Annotated in this window: 16 protein-coding genes; 11 read left to right on the top strand and 5 right to left on the bottom strand. The window is 39.0% G+C overall.

Annotation, left to right across the window (positions count from 1 at the left end; translation table 11 throughout):
• Positions 1 to 13 precede the first annotated feature (13 nt).
• On the bottom strand, positions 14 to 5755 hold the full coding sequence (locus NMG88_RS15415) for an alpha-2-macroglobulin family protein (RefSeq protein ID WP_254035586.1): 5742 nt from the start codon (positions 5753 to 5755) through the stop codon (positions 14 to 16).
• Positions 5756 to 6000: 245 nt separating this feature from the next.
• On the opposite strand from NMG88_RS15415, the gene NMG88_RS15410 reads away from it, so the two are divergent.
• The 3 genes from NMG88_RS15410 to psbM all read left to right on the top strand — a co-directional run bounded on the left by NMG88_RS15410 (position 6001) and on the right by psbM (position 7538).
• Positions 6001 to 6588, top strand: a complete 588-nt coding sequence (locus NMG88_RS15410) for a Uma2 family endonuclease (RefSeq protein WP_026796506.1) — start codon at positions 6001 to 6003, stop codon at positions 6586 to 6588.
• A 46-nt stretch (positions 6589 to 6634) separates the two neighbouring features.
• On the top strand, positions 6635 to 7222 hold the full coding sequence (locus tag NMG88_RS15405) for a Uma2 family endonuclease (RefSeq protein WP_227357934.1): 588 nt from the start codon (positions 6635 to 6637) through the stop codon (positions 7220 to 7222).
• 202 nt (positions 7223 to 7424) lie between these two features.
• Positions 7425 to 7538: a photosystem II reaction center protein PsbM gene (psbM, locus tag NMG88_RS15400; RefSeq protein ID WP_026787680.1), complete on the top strand. Its 114-nt coding sequence runs from the start codon at positions 7425 to 7427 to the stop codon at positions 7536 to 7538.
• A 197-nt stretch (positions 7539 to 7735) separates the two neighbouring features.
• On the opposite strand, the gene NMG88_RS15395 is transcribed toward psbM, so the two are convergent.
• Entirely contained in the window at positions 7736 to 8590 is an 855-nt protein-coding gene (locus NMG88_RS15395) for a universal stress protein (protein ID WP_141293373.1), read from the bottom strand.
• Between the two features lie 114 nt (positions 8591 to 8704).
• Between NMG88_RS15395 and NMG88_RS15390 the strand changes: the two genes are divergently transcribed.
• The 4 genes from NMG88_RS15390 to NMG88_RS15375 all read left to right on the top strand — a co-directional run bounded on the left by NMG88_RS15390 (position 8705) and on the right by NMG88_RS15375 (position 11825).
• Entirely contained in the window at positions 8705 to 9214 is a 510-nt protein-coding gene (locus tag NMG88_RS15390; RefSeq protein ID WP_235751498.1) for an acyl-CoA thioesterase, read from the top strand.
• A 154-nt stretch (positions 9215 to 9368) separates the two neighbouring features.
• Complete coding sequence (locus tag NMG88_RS15385) at positions 9369 to 9533, top strand: ATP-binding protein (protein ID WP_227357936.1); 165 nt, start codon at positions 9369 to 9371, stop codon at positions 9531 to 9533.
• A gap of 44 nt (positions 9534 to 9577) precedes the next feature.
• Positions 9578 to 11260, top strand: coding sequence for a DNA mismatch repair endonuclease MutL (gene mutL, locus NMG88_RS15380; RefSeq protein WP_235765797.1), 1683 nt, complete (start codon positions 9578 to 9580; stop codon positions 11258 to 11260).
• Between the two features lie 148 nt (positions 11261 to 11408).
• On the top strand, positions 11409 to 11825 hold the full coding sequence (locus tag NMG88_RS15375; protein WP_042154272.1) for a hypothetical protein: 417 nt from the start codon (positions 11409 to 11411) through the stop codon (positions 11823 to 11825).
• Between the two features lie 100 nt (positions 11826 to 11925).
• On the opposite strand, the gene NMG88_RS15370 is transcribed toward NMG88_RS15375, so the two are convergent.
• From NMG88_RS15370 to NMG88_RS15360, 3 genes are all read right to left on the bottom strand, one after another.
• Complete coding sequence (locus NMG88_RS15370) at positions 11926 to 12624, bottom strand: CADD family putative folate metabolism protein (protein ID WP_026796510.1); 699 nt, start codon at positions 12622 to 12624, stop codon at positions 11926 to 11928.
• Positions 12625 to 12842: 218 nt separating this feature from the next.
• On the bottom strand, positions 12843 to 13868 hold the full coding sequence (locus NMG88_RS15365; protein WP_042154273.1) for a bifunctional heptose 7-phosphate kinase/heptose 1-phosphate adenyltransferase: 1026 nt from the start codon (positions 13866 to 13868) through the stop codon (positions 12843 to 12845).
• Between the two features lie 63 nt (positions 13869 to 13931).
• A complete protein-coding gene (locus tag NMG88_RS15360) occupies positions 13932 to 14501 on the bottom strand; it encodes a response regulator (protein ID WP_042154275.1) in 570 nt (189 codons plus the stop codon).
• A 141-nt stretch (positions 14502 to 14642) separates the two neighbouring features.
• On the opposite strand from NMG88_RS15360, the gene lipA reads away from it, so the two are divergent.
• The 4 genes from lipA (at position 14643) to NMG88_RS15340 (ending at position 17858) form a co-directional block, all read left to right on the top strand.
• Positions 14643 to 15602 carry a lipoyl synthase gene (gene lipA / locus NMG88_RS15355; protein WP_042154277.1) on the top strand — a complete coding sequence of 320 codons (960 nt, stop codon included), beginning with the start codon at positions 14643 to 14645 and terminating at the stop codon, positions 15600 to 15602.
• Positions 15603 to 15629: 27 nt separating this feature from the next.
• A complete protein-coding gene (psaX, locus tag NMG88_RS15350) occupies positions 15630 to 15746 on the top strand; it encodes a photosystem I protein PsaX (protein WP_071782595.1) in 117 nt (38 codons plus the stop codon).
• Between the two features lie 297 nt (positions 15747 to 16043).
• Complete coding sequence (locus tag NMG88_RS15345) at positions 16044 to 16679, top strand: DJ-1/PfpI family protein (protein WP_042154279.1); 636 nt, start codon at positions 16044 to 16046, stop codon at positions 16677 to 16679.
• Positions 16680 to 16970: 291 nt separating this feature from the next.
• Entirely contained in the window at positions 16971 to 17858 is an 888-nt protein-coding gene (locus NMG88_RS15340; RefSeq protein WP_254034913.1) for an ATP adenylyltransferase family protein, read from the top strand.
• Positions 17859 to 17872 lie beyond the last annotated feature (14 nt).

Here is a 17872-nt window from a genome sequence, read left to right as displayed (position 1 = left end):
AGGGGGATCTCAACTAAGATTTAGAAACCAATAAAGTTGTCGATGCACTGCGGCCAAATTGTTCGGGAGTATGTTGTAATTTCGCTTCCGCACCCGGCCATAAATATTCCCCTGGAGTAACAGCACGAACTAAATAATGTAGTTGATAAATACCCGGTTCTAAGCGATCGCTATAGGCAGTAATTCGGTCATTATGAACCGTTTGATAGTCAATTTGCCAACTACTTTTTTGAGCTTCTACTGCTAAATTACTGGTTTTAAAACTAGCATTAATAGCTTCAAATCCGGCGGGAAGGGGGTCAGTAATCATTACTTGATTAACGGGACGATCAGTAATAATATCTAAACCGATATCAAACACTTGTCCGGGTGTCACTTTCAGCAAATCTTTAGGGGAATTTAAGTCAATTGTTTGTAAGACTTTATCCTCATTAGCTGGGCGAATTGTGCGGGTAATTCTTAACCCATTTAAACGTCCGGGTTGATTTCCTTTTAAGCGATAACGATAGGCGACCCAATAATTTAATTTACCTTGATTTGACGGTTTTAAAATTAAGTTATTTTCGCCCTTGGGTAATTCCGACATGGGTATATTCAAACTAAAAGTAGAATCTTTATACCCTTTGAATTGAGTTTCTCCTAATGTTTGATCTCCTAAATTAATCGCCACATTAAAGTTAGGGGGTGTAGCTTCTGTTTGACTATATGCAGTTAAAGCTGTTAACGCCTGGGCATTATCATAACTGCCTCCCCAGGTTCCATCTCGACGCAGATTTAATAAACTTTCCACTAGCTTATCAACGGTGGCAGATTGGGAATTTTTAGTTAACAATAAACGTAACCCTTGGGATTGAATCGTTGTATCAGAATTCAACCAACTATAACCTTGAGGTAAGTTCAGAGTTGCTGTTCTTCCGGTTACATAAATCTGTTTTTGCACTTGCTCAAATAGACGATTATACTCCTGTTTCCATTGGGGAAATTGAGATAAATATTGTACAAATTTAATCTGGGTAACTTGATCAAATTTATCAAAATTTTGCAAGATATCATCTAAGAAATCACTGCGTTTTTCCCCCAGAGCATCTAAAGCAATTAAGGCATTTAAACGGATTTGATTTTTGCAAACTTCATCGCTACAAAAATCATATTTTAGGGGATCATTTACACCTTGAGTTAAATAGGTTTTGAGAGATTTAATTAACTTAGAATTAACCGAAAATCCAGTATTTTGAGCTTGAGCTAAGGCTTCCCCTGTATAAGCAGAAAGGAAAGGACTAGAGACTATTGAACCAGGATAGGCTGTAATTCCACCGTCTTCTAGTTGCAGTGTTTTAATATCTGTTAAAGCGGTTTTAGCCCGTTCAGATAACTGCAAATTACTGAAATTTTGACCGTATTTTTTACCCAAAATCTGCATATTAGCAGCGATAATTAATTCACTAACAGCAGGTTCGAGAAACGGCCATTTTTCTCGATTAAATACCTGTTCAGCGGAAGCAGTTAGTTGGGGAATTAGGGTACTGGCTAAATTAATATCTAATCCTCCGAAATCGGGAACTACTTTTTTACTGATATTCAGGGGAATTGTGACAGTATTGGTTGTCCGTCCTGACTCAATTACCTGTTCATTCACGTCAAAAGTTTTAACCGTTAAAGGCACTTCAAACCCATCGGATTTACCGTTAAATTCCGTGGTAAATTGAACTTGAGCCTCCCCCGCTTGTTTAACTAAAATTGGAAAGCGATAGGCATTTGTTCCCGCTTCTGCATTAGTTTTTAAGGTTTGTTGATTGGCGTTTTCAGGGGAAAATTGAATCCCACCGTTAACAGTTCCCGTAATATTTAATTTGCCCTTTTCTTCGGTTAAATTGGTAATAGATAATCCGGCTAAAATGCGATCGCCAGGACGGGCAAATTGTGGTAAAATGGGGTTAGAAATTAATGCTTGAGTGGTCATAAATGTAGTTTCAGCCGACCCAAATTTTTGACTCCCATCCGTTGCTATTACCATCACTCGCCAGGTAGTTAAATCATCAGGAAGTTTAAAATTAACCGTGGCTTTTCCTAGATTATCGGTAATAATTGAACCATTATAAAATGCTAAGGCTTGAAAATCTTTGCGAATTCGAGTATTAGCTGTAGCAGTAGACAAACCGCCTCCATAACCCCAACCTTTTTCTAAAGCAGAGGCTAATTGATTTAAAATAACCGCCGGACGATTATCACTAAATCTTGTGGAAATCGGTTGTTCCGCATAGACGGTTTCTATTAAATTCGGAGGTCGATAATTATTGAGTTGTAAAACTGAATCATTGACCACCATCACGGTGAATTGTCCGCGAATAGGTTGATTTTTGGTATCAGTTAAAGTTAGGTCTAAGGTCTGTTGGGAACCGGGTTCTAGTTTGGCTTGTTGGGGATTAACTTGGACTTGCAAATATTGATCTTCTAGGTTGATTTTAAAGGGTGTAAATCCAATTTTAGCTAAATTTTCTAAACTCCCAGGTTCGAGTTCGGAAATCGGTTTTCCTTGTCGAACTAATACCGCTTCAACTGCCGCATTTGGTAACATTTCCGGGGTGACTTGAAACTGAATTTCTGGCGCACCACCTTTAACTTTAATTACCTTTTCGTAAAGGGGTTTATCCCGTACTACGGCAAAATATAATTCTGCTTCTGGATAGGGAGATTGAATTAAAGCCGTTGCAGTTTCTCCGGGTTTATAAGTAGTTTTATTCAGTTTAATTATTAATTGTTCTTCATCTCCTCCCCAATAAACTAACCCACTTCCTGTCACCCAAATTTGTAAATCCGTGGCGGTAATTTCATTATTTCCATCGCTAAAATTAGCACGAATGCGATAGGAACCGGACTCTGGGGCGGTTAAATCAACCTTTTGTTCCTTTTGACCCGACTTAATATCAACTTGAGCAACGGTTTGATATTGAATTTGATTTTTAGGGGTTCGCGCTCCTTCAACAACCCGCGTCACTTGGCTATAATCCATTTTTTGCAATTGCAAATTTACTCCAATATTTTCTATGGGTTTTCCTTGAATATCAGTGACAATCATATCAATAGGAAATGCCTTACCCGCTTCGGCAATAAATGGTGTTTTTAACCCAATAAAACGGTCACTGGGAAGGGCGGTAAAGGATTCAGAATTGGCAACGGATAAGTTAGAAATATCCGTCACTTCCACATCAACCCGATAGGTCATGGGATAGGGTAAATCCTTATCAATGGTGATGGTTTTACTCCCCTGACCTTGTGCATTTAACTGTTGATTTTCTTGCAATACACTATCAGAAACATTGGGTTTTTCTTCCGGCCAAAACCATTGACGACCAAAGGAATAATTTTCCCATGCTTTCGGAATAAAATCCGTTCCATTCCGAGTAACATAATATTTAGCAGCACCGTCGGCTACGGGAGCCCCAAACAGATATTCACTCTGAGCATTTGCCGTGATTTTATCTCCAATTTTGGCGAATTTTTGATCTAAATTTAGGGATACTTTAAAATTAGGTGGTTTAAATTCAGCAACGCGGAAATCACCTAAAAGTTCTACCCCATTTTTGTCTTCTGCATGAATAATATAATTTCCCAAAGGTTGGTTTGCTTCTAAGGAAAATTCTACAGAAAACGTCGCAAATTCATTGGTTTTATACTCTCCTAATACTTGCTTTTGTTTTTTGGGATTTTCCAAAGTCACCGTATAATTTTGATTTTTATTTGGTTTTAATGTGCCATTTTCTAGGGAATAGGCGATACCCGTTAAGGCAACTTTTTCCCCAGGTTGATACAGTTGACGGTCTGAAAAAATCACGCCCCGGGATAGGGTTTGTTTATCTTCCCAATTGGCATCAATTCCATATCCATATTCTCCACTATAGGATAACGTGCGAGTAAATGCCCAATCTTTGCCTTCTTTAGCAATCACTAATAATTCCGGTGCTTTGGCAAATCTTTCCCCCTGCATACATTGTTTTAACTGTTGAGAATTTAACCATAATATGCCTTGATTATTGGTAATTCCCTTTGCACAAGTTTGAGGTTTAGGATGGGATTTAGCATCGAGTTTAGAGGGATAAATTTCAACGGTTGCTCCTGCAACAACGGAGCCATTATCTAAGTGATTAACCCGCACCATTCCTGACTCTGGAAACCATTGGGCAAAAACGCCTAAATTAGTTAATTGTACCAGTCCATTAAATTGAGGTTCACTCCATTTTTGTTCCCCTTCCTGTTGATAACGGGTGGTTTTTGCCGTGACTCCGTAGGCTAACATTCCCGTATTTCCTCCTAATTTATCTTTTAAATTAATTGAGGTTTCTTGAATGTTATTTTTCGGGGTTGGAACATCAAAATTTGTCCATTTTTCCTGGGGAAGTAATAGATTTTTTCTTCCTTCATCTCTCGAATAAGCCGTATCGGTATAAACTAAATCCGTGGGTTGCACCACTTTATAAGCGGCTTGATATTTGGATTCTGGTAAATTTAAAGTAGAAATATTCAGTTCTAAATTTTGTTGAGAGGGGAAAATATTTAATCCCGAAGGTACGGAAATATCTGGGGTTAAATCTCCAGTTTTATAACTAACAGTAACTGGTTTTCCTAATTTCTGGTTAAATGTATCTTCGACTTCTGCACCAATCGTAATAGTATAATTGGTTTGGGGTTCTAAAGCCCAAGGATTGATGGTAACTCTCTCATAATCATTATAGGCTTGAATGACTTTAATATCGGGTTTAGGGGCAGGTTTAATGGTAATATTTTTTAGGGCTGATTCGGCAATAATTCCATTATTAAATTGCAGTTGAGGATTTCCAGTTACAAATCGTCCTGATGTTCCTTCTTCGGAAGCTTTACCCTGAAGTTCTAAACTGACAAATTTTAAATTATCATAGGTTTGAATCTGGCTAGAAATCTCAACTTGGGTTTCTAAATTTCCTTTAACTGGACGTAAGCCAGGTGTGATTTTAAATTGATATTTAGTAGCAGATTGTAATGGTTGTTTGGGAGTAACAATATATTCTGGGTTTTGAGTTGCTGAATTGAATCTTTTTAAAGGTTCAATCTGGGTTTGATTGTCTTCTGATTGGGCAATTTTAACTTCAATAGGAATTGCTTTATTGGTTTTTTGAGAAATTAGTTGTAAGTGTTCTTTTAAGGATGCTAAATCTAATTCTACGTTGGAATTAAATGTGAGTTCGGGATTTAATCCTAATGGATTTTCTGGAGAACCGGGTTGTTCTTCACTTCCAGGTAAATTAGATAATTTAATCGGTTCGGTGGCAAATGTCCAGCTAATATCCTGGTCTAATTGATTTTTGTTTAAATCGGTTAATCCTTTTTTGATAGTAACTTGTAAACGGGTAGCTAAGGGTAGGGCTTTATCGGCTTGAAACCCTATCATTCTAGGTGTTAAAAATCGAAATTCGCCAGGTATTTTTGGGGTAATTTCAAAATTATTCAGGAGTTTTTTTTGTCCTGAACTATCTAAACTTTCTAGGGGAATTAAAGGACTTTTAAAAATAACATGAATTTGACTTAATTCTGGACTTTCACCGATAGGATTAATTGTTTCAATCCATTCAGGAATTTGAGGTTTGGGTAAGTCAGCAATCATCGGGATGACTTCGCTAACGGGGGAATTACTGATAATTCGGCATCCCACCAAGGTTAATATAAATAGAAAAACGAAGACAAACTGCTTGCGAATCAAGCGAAATCGGCTAGAATTTATCATCGGATTCGGTTATGATAGTTTCTTATGTAATAACAGATATTCTAATCAAAATCCCAGAATATTCCAGAAGATTTAATTTTAGTTTATGTTTGGGCTTCAAAAATGGGAAAAAATCTGAATCTCTGATCAGTTTTGTAACAAAAATTAACTTCAACTAGAGATGAGTTTGTTCATCATGACAGTTAATTCTAATATTCCTTATTATATAATAGAACAAATCTCCATTACCCATTACCCATATTACTATGGAAACAAATATTCTAACCTTACCGCCGATTTTAAAATTAAAACTGGATTTAACCTCGGAACAATTTTGGCAATTGTGTCAAGAAAATCATGATTTTAGATTTGAACGCACGAACTCAGGAGAGTTAATTATTATGCCACCAACTGGAGGAAATACAGGAAAACGGAATGTTAAAATTACCACTCAAATTGATTTATGGAATTCAAAAACCCGTTTAGGTGAAGTTTTTGATTCTAATACAGGTTTTACCCTTCCTAATGGTGCTGACCGCGCTCCTGATGCTTCTTGGGTAAGTCGAGAACGTTGGGAATCTTTAACACCTGAACAACAAGATAAATTTGTGCCTTTGTGTCCTGATTTTGTGGTGGAATTAATGTCTCCGAGTGATAGTTTAGAAAAAACTCGTCAAAAAATGCAAGAATATCAGGAGAATGGGGCAAAATTAGGTTGGTTAATTAATCGTAAACAGCAACAAATTGAAGTTTATCGTCTGCATCAAGATGTAGAAATCTTGGCACACCCTAATCAAGTTTCAGGTGAGGATATTTTACCAGGTTTTGTGTTAGATTTAACTTCGATTTGGTAAGCGATTTAGTATTTAATCCCCATTCCCTTCAAAAACCCAAATTACTATGGAAACCAATATTCTGACCTTACCGCCGATTTTAAAATTAAAACTGGATTTAACCTCGGAACAATTTTGGCAATTGTGTCAAGAAAATAATGATTTTCAATTTGAACGCACGACTTCAGGAGAGTTAATTATTATGCCACCAACTGGAGGAAATACAGGTAAACGGAATGCTGATTTAATTTTTCAACTTTTAGTCTGGAAACGTCAGAATAATTTAGGTGAAGTTTTTGATTCCAATACGGGTTTTACCCTTCCTAATGGTGCTGACCGCGCTCCTGATGCTTCTTGGGTAAGTCGAGAACGTTGGGAATCTTTAACACCTGAACAACAAGATAAATTTGTGCCTTTGTGTCCTGATTTTGTGGTGGAATTAATGTCTCCAAGTGATAGTTTAGAAAAAACTCGTCAAAAAATGCAAGAATATCAGGAGAATGGGGCAAAATTAGGTTGGTTAATTAATCGTAAACAGCAACAAATTGAAGTTTATCGTCTGCATCAAGATGTGGAAATCTTGGCACACCCTAATCAAGTTTCAGGCGAGGATATTTTGCCCGGTTTTGTATTGGATTTAACTTCGATTTGGTAAGCTATTAAGTATTTAAACTGGGGAAGGAGAAGCAGGGAGAGCAGAAGCAGTGCGAGCGTCCTCGCTCGCTGAATATCACCCAAAACCCAAAACCCATTCGTAATTCCCTATTCCCCACTATAAAATCAATCTATTCAAAAACGCTAATTAATGATATCCTAGAGGTATTTGAATTTCCCATTTAAGTTAAGGTAGGGTAATTATGCAAGTTAATGATTTAGGATTTGTTGCCAGCATTTTGTTTGTGTCAGTTCCTGCGGTTTTTCTGTTGATTCTGTATATTCAAACCCAAAGTCAGGATGGTAAACAAGGTTAATACCAGTTTTTCCTGAATTTTGATTGAATTTTAATTCAAAAAAAGCGCCATCAGACTGTTACTGTGGCGCTTTTTATTTTGACATCCACCCCGCCGTAAAATGAAACAGCCCTGGGTTTGGGGGGCTGTTCCGGTGTTCCCTCTCTCAACTAGGTAATTTATTTTGTGCAACTACTTATTTGTTAATTCAGAGTGGATTATTTTGCCGTTGTCCGTGTTAACAACACAGGACAATTAGCATAAACTCGGACATAATCTGAGAGGGAACTTCCCAACAATCGGTCTAAGTCAATAAAGCTCTTAGCCATGTTGGGGCGACGGTCTGGGGAACCTAACATTAATAAATCCGCCCCCAATTCTTCAGCAACGCTACACAATTCTGGGCCTGGTTTACCAATCCCACTAACACAACGATAGCTGATTCCCATGCGTTTTACTTCTTCAATTGCCGGGGCTAAAATAGGATCTTTTTCGGCATTATTACTGAAATCTTGGCTCGATTTCCCTGATATATCTTTATTAATGTGGACTAAAATTAGTTGAGTCCCAGCGATATCTTTAGCAAAGGAAATTGCCAATTGTAAACACTGTTTGGATGCTTCGGAATTATCCACCGCCACCATAATTTTACGCAGTTTTTTGACATAGATATCGTCCTTGACTAATAGCATCGGACGAGTGGTGAGTTGAAACACATACTGACTGACGGAGTTTTCCAGAATCGCTTGTAGAAGTCCTAAACCCCGGGAACCCATAATAATTAAATCCACATCTTCCTCGTTGGCCACTTGACAAACGATATCTTTAGGATCACCTTGTTTAAGTAGAGGATTAATTTGCTTAGGGTCGAGTTTAATCAAGGTAACAGCTTCGGCCAGAATTTTCCCAGCCTCAGTTAACTTTTCCGACATCGTATCCGAACTCACTTCAGGGGAAACAACGTGTAGAAGCGTGACCGATGCTTGTTGGAAAGAGGGGATATCCAAAAGCATATTCAGCATTTCTTCACATAATCCCCGACCGGCAACCGCAACTAGAATTTTTTTTATCATGGGTTTTCCTTCAGATTAAAATAGATTATTTATCAGGGCTCAGATCTATCCAACACGGATCAAACAGTATCCATACCTAGAATAATCCCCCGTGTTGACAGATAATTTGTAGAAATGTTGCGTTCTAAATCTATTTGTAAAGTGTTTGAAACAAATCCCGTTCCCCAGTCCCCCTGCTCAACGGATACTCTCCGGTCAACCCCTTGGTTTGACTATGTTGTGCGGGTTTCTCCCCACCATACCGATTATGGTGGTATCGTTTGGCATGGAACCTATATATCTTGGATGGAAGAAGCCCGGGTAGAACGGTTACGTTTGGCGGGATTAGAGTATCATACCTTAGTAGAAATGGGTTGCGAATTACCCGTTGTCGAGTTGAACATTCGCTACTATAAACCCGTGAAAATGGGAATGCAGGTGGTGGTTAAAAGTCGAATCCTACCTACTAAGGGGGTACGAATTCCCTGGGAATACCGGATTGAATCCCTAGATGGTCAATCCCACTATCTCAGCGCCCAAGTGACTTTGGTTCCTATTGATGGACAAACGGGGAAAATTATGCGTCGTTTACCCCCGATATTGCAAACATCTTTGGCTCAAATGCTGGGAACATCTACGCTATAATTTATTATACTATCCGGTTGTATTTTTCTAATCTCCAAAAGCAATTTGCCCTTATTGAAAGCTGCCTTTTTCAGCCCTCAAATTGATTAATTCCGATACTGAATATCACCAAACCAGATTACCCTAATTTTTGATCACAACCCGGGTTATAAAAATGGATATATCCTCCCACCGATTTCTTAGCTATATTGATGCCCATGGCGGTCAAATTCGGTTTAAATCCGTTTCCAATCAAGGCACTACTTTTTATATTAAACTCCCCCAAACTCAACTAAAAGAAATGCACGCTGAAGTTGCCGAAGAAGTCAAATTAAACTAGAATTAAACTTTAAACCTATTACCCATTACCCATTACCTATTTCCTTGAATTCTATTCGTCCTCTCCCCAAAGATGTTGTTGATTTAATTGCGGCGAGTGAAGTCATTGACTCCTTAGTGGCGGTGGTTCGGGAATTAGTTGAAAATGCCTTAGATGCCCAAGCAAACCGGATTACAATTTCAGTCTGGCCGGAGTCTTGGCGGGTGCAAGTGGTAGATAATGGTTTAGGAATGGACTTAACTAATTTAGAACAAGCTGCCGTCGCCCATAGTACGAGTAAAATTAACACGATTACCGATTTATTTCAAATTAATAGTTTAGGATTTCGGGGGGAAGCCTTACACAGTTTAGCCCAATTATCGGATTTAGAAATTATTAGCCGTCCTAGTTCTCCTTCCCTTGCTAATTCCGGTTGGCGTATTAGTTATAATCATCAAGGAGAAGTTGTTAAAACCGAAACTATTGCTGTCGCCCAGGGAACAGTTATTACAGTTTCTAATTTGTTTGAAAATTGGCAAAATCGACGTCAATCTTTACCTGCTTCGGCTCAACAATTGCGCGGTATTCAGTTAATAATTCAGCAAATTGCTTTATGTCATCCCCAAGTAACTTGGCAACTGCGTCAAGGCAATAATCCTTGGTTTCAAATTAGTCCGGGGGTGAATGCTCAACAGATTTTACCCCAGATTATTAAAAATATTCAATTCAGTGATTTATTTTATTTGAAAATTCCGCCAGATTATGATAATATTAATCTAAAGGAAATTGAATTAATATTAGGATTACCCGATCGCGCTTCACGTCGCCGACCCGATTGGGTTAAGGTTGCTATTAATGGCCGAATGGTACGATCGCCGGAATTAGAACAAACCCTATTAACCGCCCTAGCACGCACCTGTCCCCGCGATCGCTATCCCATTTGTTTTGTGCATTTACACCTGTTCCCCGAACAAATAGACTGGAATAGAAACCCGGATAAAAGTGAAGTTTATCTCCAGAATTTGAACCAATGGCAAGAACTGATTAGTCAAGGAATTGAACAGGCTTTAAGGTTAAATTTTGAGCGAATTTCTCCTCCGCAAAATCGGATTGAGAAGTTATTAAAAGTATCGGAAGAAAAAGGCAGCTATAATATTAATTCGGAAACTCAGTTAGATGCTACAAGCTGTCAAACCGAATTAGGAATATTAGAAATAAAAGCGATCGCCCAAGTTTTAAATACCTATATTATTGCCGAACATTCTAGCGGATTATGGTTAATTGAACAACATATTGCCCATGAACGGATTTTATATGAACAAATCTGTGATCAATGGCGATTAATTCCCCTCGAACCCAGCATTATTTTACAATCCTTATCAACAGCACAATTAGAACAAATGCAGCGTTTAGGATTAGAAGTTGATCCCTTTGGAGACGGGGTTTGGGTAGTCAGAAACGCCCCGGAATTACTAATCAAACGTAGTGATTGTTCAGAAGCCTTATTAGAATTAAGTTTAGGAGGAGATTTACAAACCGCACAGGTCGCCACCGCCTGTCGGAGTGCGATCAAAAATGGCACACCCCTGAGTTTAACCCAGATGCAAACCATATTAGATCAATGGATGAAAACCCGCAATCCTCGTACCTGTCCCCATGGTCGTCCAATTGTTTTACAACTAGAAGAATCGGCCCTATCCCGTTTTTTCCGTCGGAATTGGGTGATTGGGAAAAGTCATGGAATTTAGGGGTTTTGTTAAATAGTCTAATCTAGTTGAAATGTTGAGAAAATATAAAATTTTTATCAAAGACAAGCTAAAAAAATTAAAGTGTGAAGTTCAAAAATATAGACTAGAATAATTACCAAACTCATTCTGATTTAATTCCATAAAATCTATGAAAATCAAACTTCTAACGACGGTTGCTTTGGTCGGAATATTAGGTTTCGTTACCCCTGTTGTATTCTCCCCTAGTCCCAGTGTTGCCCAAATTTATACCGGATTTCGGGTTAAAACCGATAAACCCTTTACAGTTCGACTCATCAATGAAGCGGGAAAACCTGTTTTATTTGGTTTAAGTCAAAATCCCTCTAAAACTTTAGCCAGTGGACAATCAACTGTTCTACCGTTTTCCCAGATAAAAACGAAGCCGGGGGAAGTCAACATTTTAGTTTATACCCAAGATGGCACTCGTCTGGGGATGAAACCAACATTTGACGAGGAAAAAAATGAACTGACCGTCAATATTTCTTCAGGTGGTGCAGGTCATAAAAATATTAGTATTAGTTCTAATGGAATGGTTGAACTAATTTAAGATTAAATAGCAAAAGCCCCACGCCTCTACCCAAAGGGTGAGTCTGTCTAAATCAGGTAAGGGCGAATGGCTATTCGCCCCTACCGCTTGATATTAGACTTTAATTCTGACAATATTCTTCGTAAACACCGTCTAAAAGCAAGTTAAACGCATCAACGGCTGTTTGTACGGAGTCTAATGCGGCTCGTTGTTGTTCGGTGGTTTGACACAGTTGTAACAAAGCTTTACGAGTCATTTGACTATGGATTTCATCAGCTTTTTCATGAACTTTAAAGAAGGATAAAGCTGATTCTTCTTTAATACCATAAAATTCTTCTAATCCGGCAATTTTTGTGGTAGAAACTTCAGGAAATTGGGATTCATAAGCATAGAGTGCGGCTAACCCTTTTTCTGCTTCTTCACTACGCGATAATTTTTTCAGAATTTTAACAGATTCTTGGGTTTTATTTAAAGGTTGACGGTCAAGAACAGCACTCCGTTCTACTCCTAAACCTTCTGCAAACTGTAACCATAATTCGGGATGATGGGCCGAGCCCCGTTCTTCTTCAATCAGGTTTTCTAATAACATTTTGCGAATGTTGATGTCATCACAAGCCGCATGGGTGGCACTGACATAGGTGGGGAAGTTATGAACGTGCAAATAATATTCCTGGGCATACTCTTGTAACATGGTTAATGTCAGCTTCCCTTCCGTCCACATTTGATAAAAGGGGTGCTTGAGCAGGTGATTACTTTCAATAATTTCGTTGAGTTTAGCCAGAAATACCGTTTCAGTTAAAGGCTGATCTTGGGTTAACATTCGCTTTCCTATAAATATCGGTTCCCCAGAATCTTATCTTAAAATCAATATTTGTCAAGTAATCAGTTGTAGGGGCGGGTTGGTGCTAAATCTTTGTTAATCACCTAAATCTCGATGAACCCGCCCGTACCAGTTAACTGTTCATCACCCATTATCTAAAACCTAAAACCTAAAACCTATTACCCATTACCCATTACCCATTACCCATTACCTATTGATTATTCTGGATTTAAAAGCGATCGCAAAGCCTCTTTCATTTCTTCAATTGTTGTTGTCGCCGTTCCAAATTGACGCACGACTAAACTAGCCGCTAAATTCCCTAAAACTGCCGATTCCCACAACGATGAACCCGTACATAAACCCAAAGTTAAAGCCGCCACGACCGTATCTCCTGCACCCGTAACATCAAAAACATCCGTGCGATTAAAAGGCGGGATTTGAAATTGTTGCTCTCCCTCAAACAAACTCATTCCTTCTTCCCCGCGTGTAATTAACATTGAACTAGCTTGAGTTAATCTTAATAAATCCTGTCCCGCCTGTTGTAAAGTTCGCTGATTTTTAATCGAATATCCCACAGCTTTTTCCGCTTCAGGAAGGTTAGGAGTAAACAAAGTTGCACCCGTAAATCTAGGTAAATCTTTTTGAGTATCAACAATAGTTAAAGGAGCTTTTAATGCCGATTCAATTACCAATTGGGTTAAAACTCCATCCCCATAATCTGAACAAACCACCGCATCTACAGTATCAATATTTTCACTAATATATTCAGCTAATTTTAACTGTAATTTAATATCCGGTAATTCGTCAGATTTGCGATCAACTCTGACAATTTGTTGGGTAACAGATTGACGAGCATGACCCGAAATCCGAGTTTTCGTTACCGTGGGACGGTTGGGATCAATAAAAATTCCCCCAATATCAATTCCCGCCTGTTCAAAAATTCCACAAAGGGCAATTCCTTGATCATCCTTTCCCACCAGTCCAGCAACCTTTACCGAGGCTCCTAATTTTGCCAAATTGTAAACCGCATTCGCACCCCCCCCAGGAATTTGATGGGTATGTTCATGGCGGAGAATTAATACCGGAGCTTCACGGGATAAACGTTCCACTTGACCTGTCAAAAATTCATCTAAAGTTAAATCCCCTACCACCAAAACCCGCGCCTGGGAAAATAGATTCATTCGTTTTAATAATGAATCCATTGCGGCGTTTAATTGGGTCAAAAATGAAGCATCCAGTATCATATTTCTGATCAGTTGTCGTTCAACTATTAACAGTCAACTATCAACAGTCAACTGTCAATATTTCTACTTTAATTTCCCCTGAATGAATCTTTTCAGTTGCAACACTTGTTTTTTCAAGGCATCCAGTTCCGCCTGCATTGTATCCATTTGAGCCTTAATTGCTGCAATATCCGTCGCGTCTCCAGCATGAGAAACTTGAGGAGCAGGTGCAGAAGTCGGTGCAGGAGTTCCAGGGGTGGATAGGGGTGGCCGGGGGAGATTGGCTTTTTGGAAGGCCAATTTAATTGCAGAAATTAGTTGATTCTTCTCAAAGGGCTTTTCAATAAATTCAAAATATTGAAAGGGTTCAGAAATTTTTTCGGTGACTTCTTCTTTCCGTCCCGACATCAGGACAAGGGGAATGCGCCGCAAGGTTTCATCCGCTTGAATTCGCTGAAACACATCCCAGCCACTTAACTTAGGCAGGAGGAAATCCAGCATAATTAAATTGGGATGTTCTTTTTGCACGAATTCGAGTCCTTCTTTGCCATCTTTGGCTTCTAATACCTCAAAGTTACCAGGGGGTAACATTTCTCTGACTCGAACTCTAATTACTTTACTATCATCAATAACCAGTATTTTCCGACCTGCCACAACTAACTCCCATAACGATAATGATGCGTTAACTATTATTATATTGGGTTAAAGTGATCCAATGATTAAAAAGACCTGCATCTTTAGAATACATAACTAGATTAATCTGAGAAGAAGCCAAAATAACAACGGAACTTGAATATGTCCGCCCCTTCTGATTTAGCACTAGAACAATCTTATCGTGATCGGGATCAAAATGCCATTGAACCTATCCCGGCCTGGTTACGTCGTCCCATCGGTAAGGCCAGTGAATTATCCTCTGTACAACGGATTATCAAACAGCGCCAAATTCATACGATTTGTGAGGAAGGTCGTTGTCCCAACCGGGGGGAATGTTATGCCCAGAAAACCGCAACTTTTTTATTAATGGGGCCAACTTGTACCCGCTCCTGTGGCTTTTGTCAAGTGGATAAGGGTCATGCACCGATGCCCCTTGATCCCGAAGAACCCCAAAAAGTGGCCGAAGCTGTACAAATTTTAGGGTTAGGCTACGTGGTCTTAACTTCCGTGGCCAGGGATGATTTGGCCGATGGGGGGGCCCGGTGGTTCGTGGCGACAATGGACAGAATTCGAGAGCTTAACCCCGAAACCCAGATTGAAGTCCTGACGGCGGATTTTTGGGGCGGGCAAGGGGGCGGTAATCCCCAGGAACTCCAATATCAACGGATTGCCACCGTAGTTGAAGCGGAACCTGCCTGTTATAACCATAATGTCGAAACAGTCCAAAGACTGCAAGCACCAGTGAGAAGGGGGGCTAAGTATGGGCGATCGCTGGACGTATTAAGAATTGTGAAACAACTTGATCCCCGCATTCCCACAAAATCCGGCTTAATGTTAGGACATGGAGAAACCGAAGCCGAAATTATTCAAACCCTGGAAGATTTACGGGAAGCCGGATGTGACCGAATTACCCTGGGTCAATATATGCGTCCGTCCCTGAAACATCTTCCCGTGCGAAAATATTGGACACCGGAAGAATTTCAGCATTTGGGAGCGATCGCCACCAAAATCGGGTTTGCTCACGTCCGCTCTGGGCCATTAGTGCGGAGTTCCTATCATGCTGGAGAGTCCGATCCCGATGCAGTTGCTTCTGTGGTTTAATTGAATCATTGTATTTAGGAACCAAATATGGCTACCAAAACTCAAACATCCAGTGGCTCTTATACCTTTCGTGCATTTTGGGCAATTCTTCTGTTAGGAATTAACTTTTTAGTTGCCGCTTACTATTTCGGTATCATTGTGTAATTTAAACATCATCAATTTTTAAAGACTGTGCTGCTCTTGATCAATCTTCTAAGATGAGGAGAACATCTTTAACTCCTCAGATCATGGCAGCACCTATTTTTTTATGAATTATTTAGTTTCTCATGCGGCTCATGCGATATTCAAGTTGAGTGGTAGAACCTTGTGCTAAAGTTAAATTATTCCAACCTAGTACAATTGCTAGAGTAATCAGAATAACCAGAATAATATTTTGGAGCTTAAGACACTTTTTTAACATATTTTAATCTTTTATCCCTTTGCGTTTAGGATTACTGACCAATGACTCAAACAAATGTTGCTATTTTAATTTTTAATGGGGTGCAACTATTAGATTTTATCGGCCCTTTTGAGGTATTTTCGATTACATCAGAAATTAATGAGGATCAACCTTTTAATGTGTTTCTAGTCGCAGAAACCTTAAATTCAGTTCAATGCCATTATGGTTTGAGCTTTAATCCAGATTGTACTCTATTAGATAGTCCTCCTCCCGATATTATTATTATTCCTGGTGGTATAGGGACTAGAGAGGCTCTGAATCAACTGCAAATTCTAGCTTGGATTCAATCTAAAGGATATCATGCCGAGTTAATTTTATCAGTTTGTACGGGTGCTTTACTGTTAGCAAAAGTCGGTTTATTGGATGGTTTAGTAGCGACAACTCATCATCAAGCATTAGATCAATTACAGGCGATGGCACCCCAAACCACTGTTGTTGATAATCAACGATTTGTTGATAATGGAAAAATTATTACGGCTGGGGGAATTTCGGCAGGAATTGATATGTCTCTTTATGTTGTGGCTAAACTTTTAGGGGATAGTAAGGCTTTAAAAACGGCTCAATATATGGAGTATGACTGGAAACCGAAAACCAAAGTTACCCCCATTCCTAAAATATCAAATTCTATCGGGTTTTGACACTCCCATCCCTAAAGATCCAGTGATCCATCGGTTAAAACCGTGGCTACACAAACAAAACCCGCCTGCGCGGGTTTTAAACCCTTGATCAAAGGAGGTTAATCGAAGAACAAACCCTCGCCGCAAAGGAGGTTAATAGTCCGCGCAGGCGGACTTCGTTTGTGTAGCCACGATTTCAATCGCTGGATCTTCTTGTTTCTTGTTTCCCTAACTCCTGTAGGATAAAAAAAGAAGATTGTAATCTAGGCTATAGCCTACACTGAAATGATCAGTACAACAACTGCAAACTTGATGTTACCATCGGGTACATTATGGCAACGGATAATTACTCAAACCGAATATGCGCTCAATTGTGGTGCATTGGCATCAATTCCAACGGATTATGATTTTATAGAGGAGGGGAATATTCACTTTTTGGTGAGAATTCTGTCTAACTTAGCTCGAAAGCAGAAAGCCAAGAAAAAACAGCAAAAAAAATTAGCTAAATCCGGTAAGGAGTTTAATCCATTTCTGCCTTATGAACAGGATTTATTTGTAGGTAATTTGTCAGAAACTCATTTATGTTTACTGAATAAATTTAATGTTGTTGATTATCATTTATTAATCATTACTCGACAATTTGAAGAACAGGAAACTTGGCTAACCCAGGCAGATTTTGAGGCGATGTGGCTGAGTTTAGCCGAAATTGATGGTTTAGTTTTTTATAATGGGGGAAAATTAGCCGGGGCGAGTCAGCGTCATAAACATTTACAATTAGTTCCGTTTCCATTAGTCCCAGATGGAATTAATCTTCCGATTGAACCAGCGATCGCTTCTGTACAGTTTAATAATTCTATTGGTATAATTCCTGAATTTCCTTTTGTTCATGCGATCGCATCCTTTAACCCTGACTGGATTAATCAATCTTCAACCGCAGCAATTTTTACTTTAGAATTATATCTTGAGTTATTAGCTAAAGTGGGGTTATCCGTTGGAGATCAACCCTTTCAATCCGGGGCTTATAATTTATTAGCAACTCGAAATTGGATGATGATTATTCCTCGATCTCAAGAAAAATTTGAGGGAATTTCGATTAATTCTTTAGGATTTGGGGGGACGTTATTAGTTAAAAATTCAGAACAACTGCAACAGCTTAAATCCTATCATCCCTTAACCGTTTTAAAACAAGTAGCGTTGTAGGGGCGAGTAAACCT

Source organism: Planktothrix agardhii, assembly GCF_904830935.1.
Classification (GTDB): Bacteria; Cyanobacteriota; Cyanobacteriia; order Cyanobacteriales; family Microcoleaceae; genus Planktothrix; species Planktothrix agardhii.
The sequence above is the reverse complement of the archived record's forward strand: the minus strand, read 5'-3'. Positions and strand labels throughout refer to the sequence as shown.

Coding starts and splice junctions, on each gene's coding strand:
- NMG88_RS15415 (WP_254035586.1), bottom strand. CDS start 5,755: ATGATAAATTCTAGCCGATTTCGCTTGATTCGCAAGCAGTTTGTCTTC.
- NMG88_RS15410 (WP_026796506.1), top strand. CDS start 6,001: ATGGAAACAAATATTCTAACCTTACCGCCGATTTTAAAATTAAAACTG.
- NMG88_RS15405 (WP_227357934.1), top strand. CDS start 6,635: ATGGAAACCAATATTCTGACCTTACCGCCGATTTTAAAATTAAAACTG.
- psbM (WP_026787680.1), top strand. CDS start 7,425: ATGCAAGTTAATGATTTAGGATTTGTTGCCAGCATTTTGTTTGTGTCA.
- NMG88_RS15395 (WP_141293373.1), bottom strand. CDS start 8,590: ATGATAAAAAAAATTCTAGTTGCGGTTGCCGGTCGGGGATTATGTGAA.
- NMG88_RS15390 (WP_235751498.1), top strand. CDS start 8,705: ATGTTGCGTTCTAAATCTATTTGTAAAGTGTTTGAAACAAATCCCGTT.
- NMG88_RS15385 (WP_227357936.1), top strand. CDS start 9,369: ATGGATATATCCTCCCACCGATTTCTTAGCTATATTGATGCCCATGGC.
- NMG88_RS15375 (WP_042154272.1), top strand. CDS start 11,409: ATGAAAATCAAACTTCTAACGACGGTTGCTTTGGTCGGAATATTAGGT.
- NMG88_RS15370 (WP_026796510.1), bottom strand. CDS start 12,624: ATGTTAACCCAAGATCAGCCTTTAACTGAAACGGTATTTCTGGCTAAA.
- NMG88_RS15365 (WP_042154273.1), bottom strand. CDS start 13,868: ATGATACTGGATGCTTCATTTTTGACCCAATTAAACGCCGCAATGGAT.
- lipA (WP_042154277.1), top strand. CDS start 14,643: ATGTCCGCCCCTTCTGATTTAGCACTAGAACAATCTTATCGTGATCGG.
- psaX (WP_071782595.1), top strand. CDS start 15,630: ATGGCTACCAAAACTCAAACATCCAGTGGCTCTTATACCTTTCGTGCA.
- NMG88_RS15345 (WP_042154279.1), top strand. CDS start 16,044: ATGACTCAAACAAATGTTGCTATTTTAATTTTTAATGGGGTGCAACTA.
- NMG88_RS15340 (WP_254034913.1), top strand. CDS start 16,971: ATGTTACCATCGGGTACATTATGGCAACGGATAATTACTCAAACCGAA.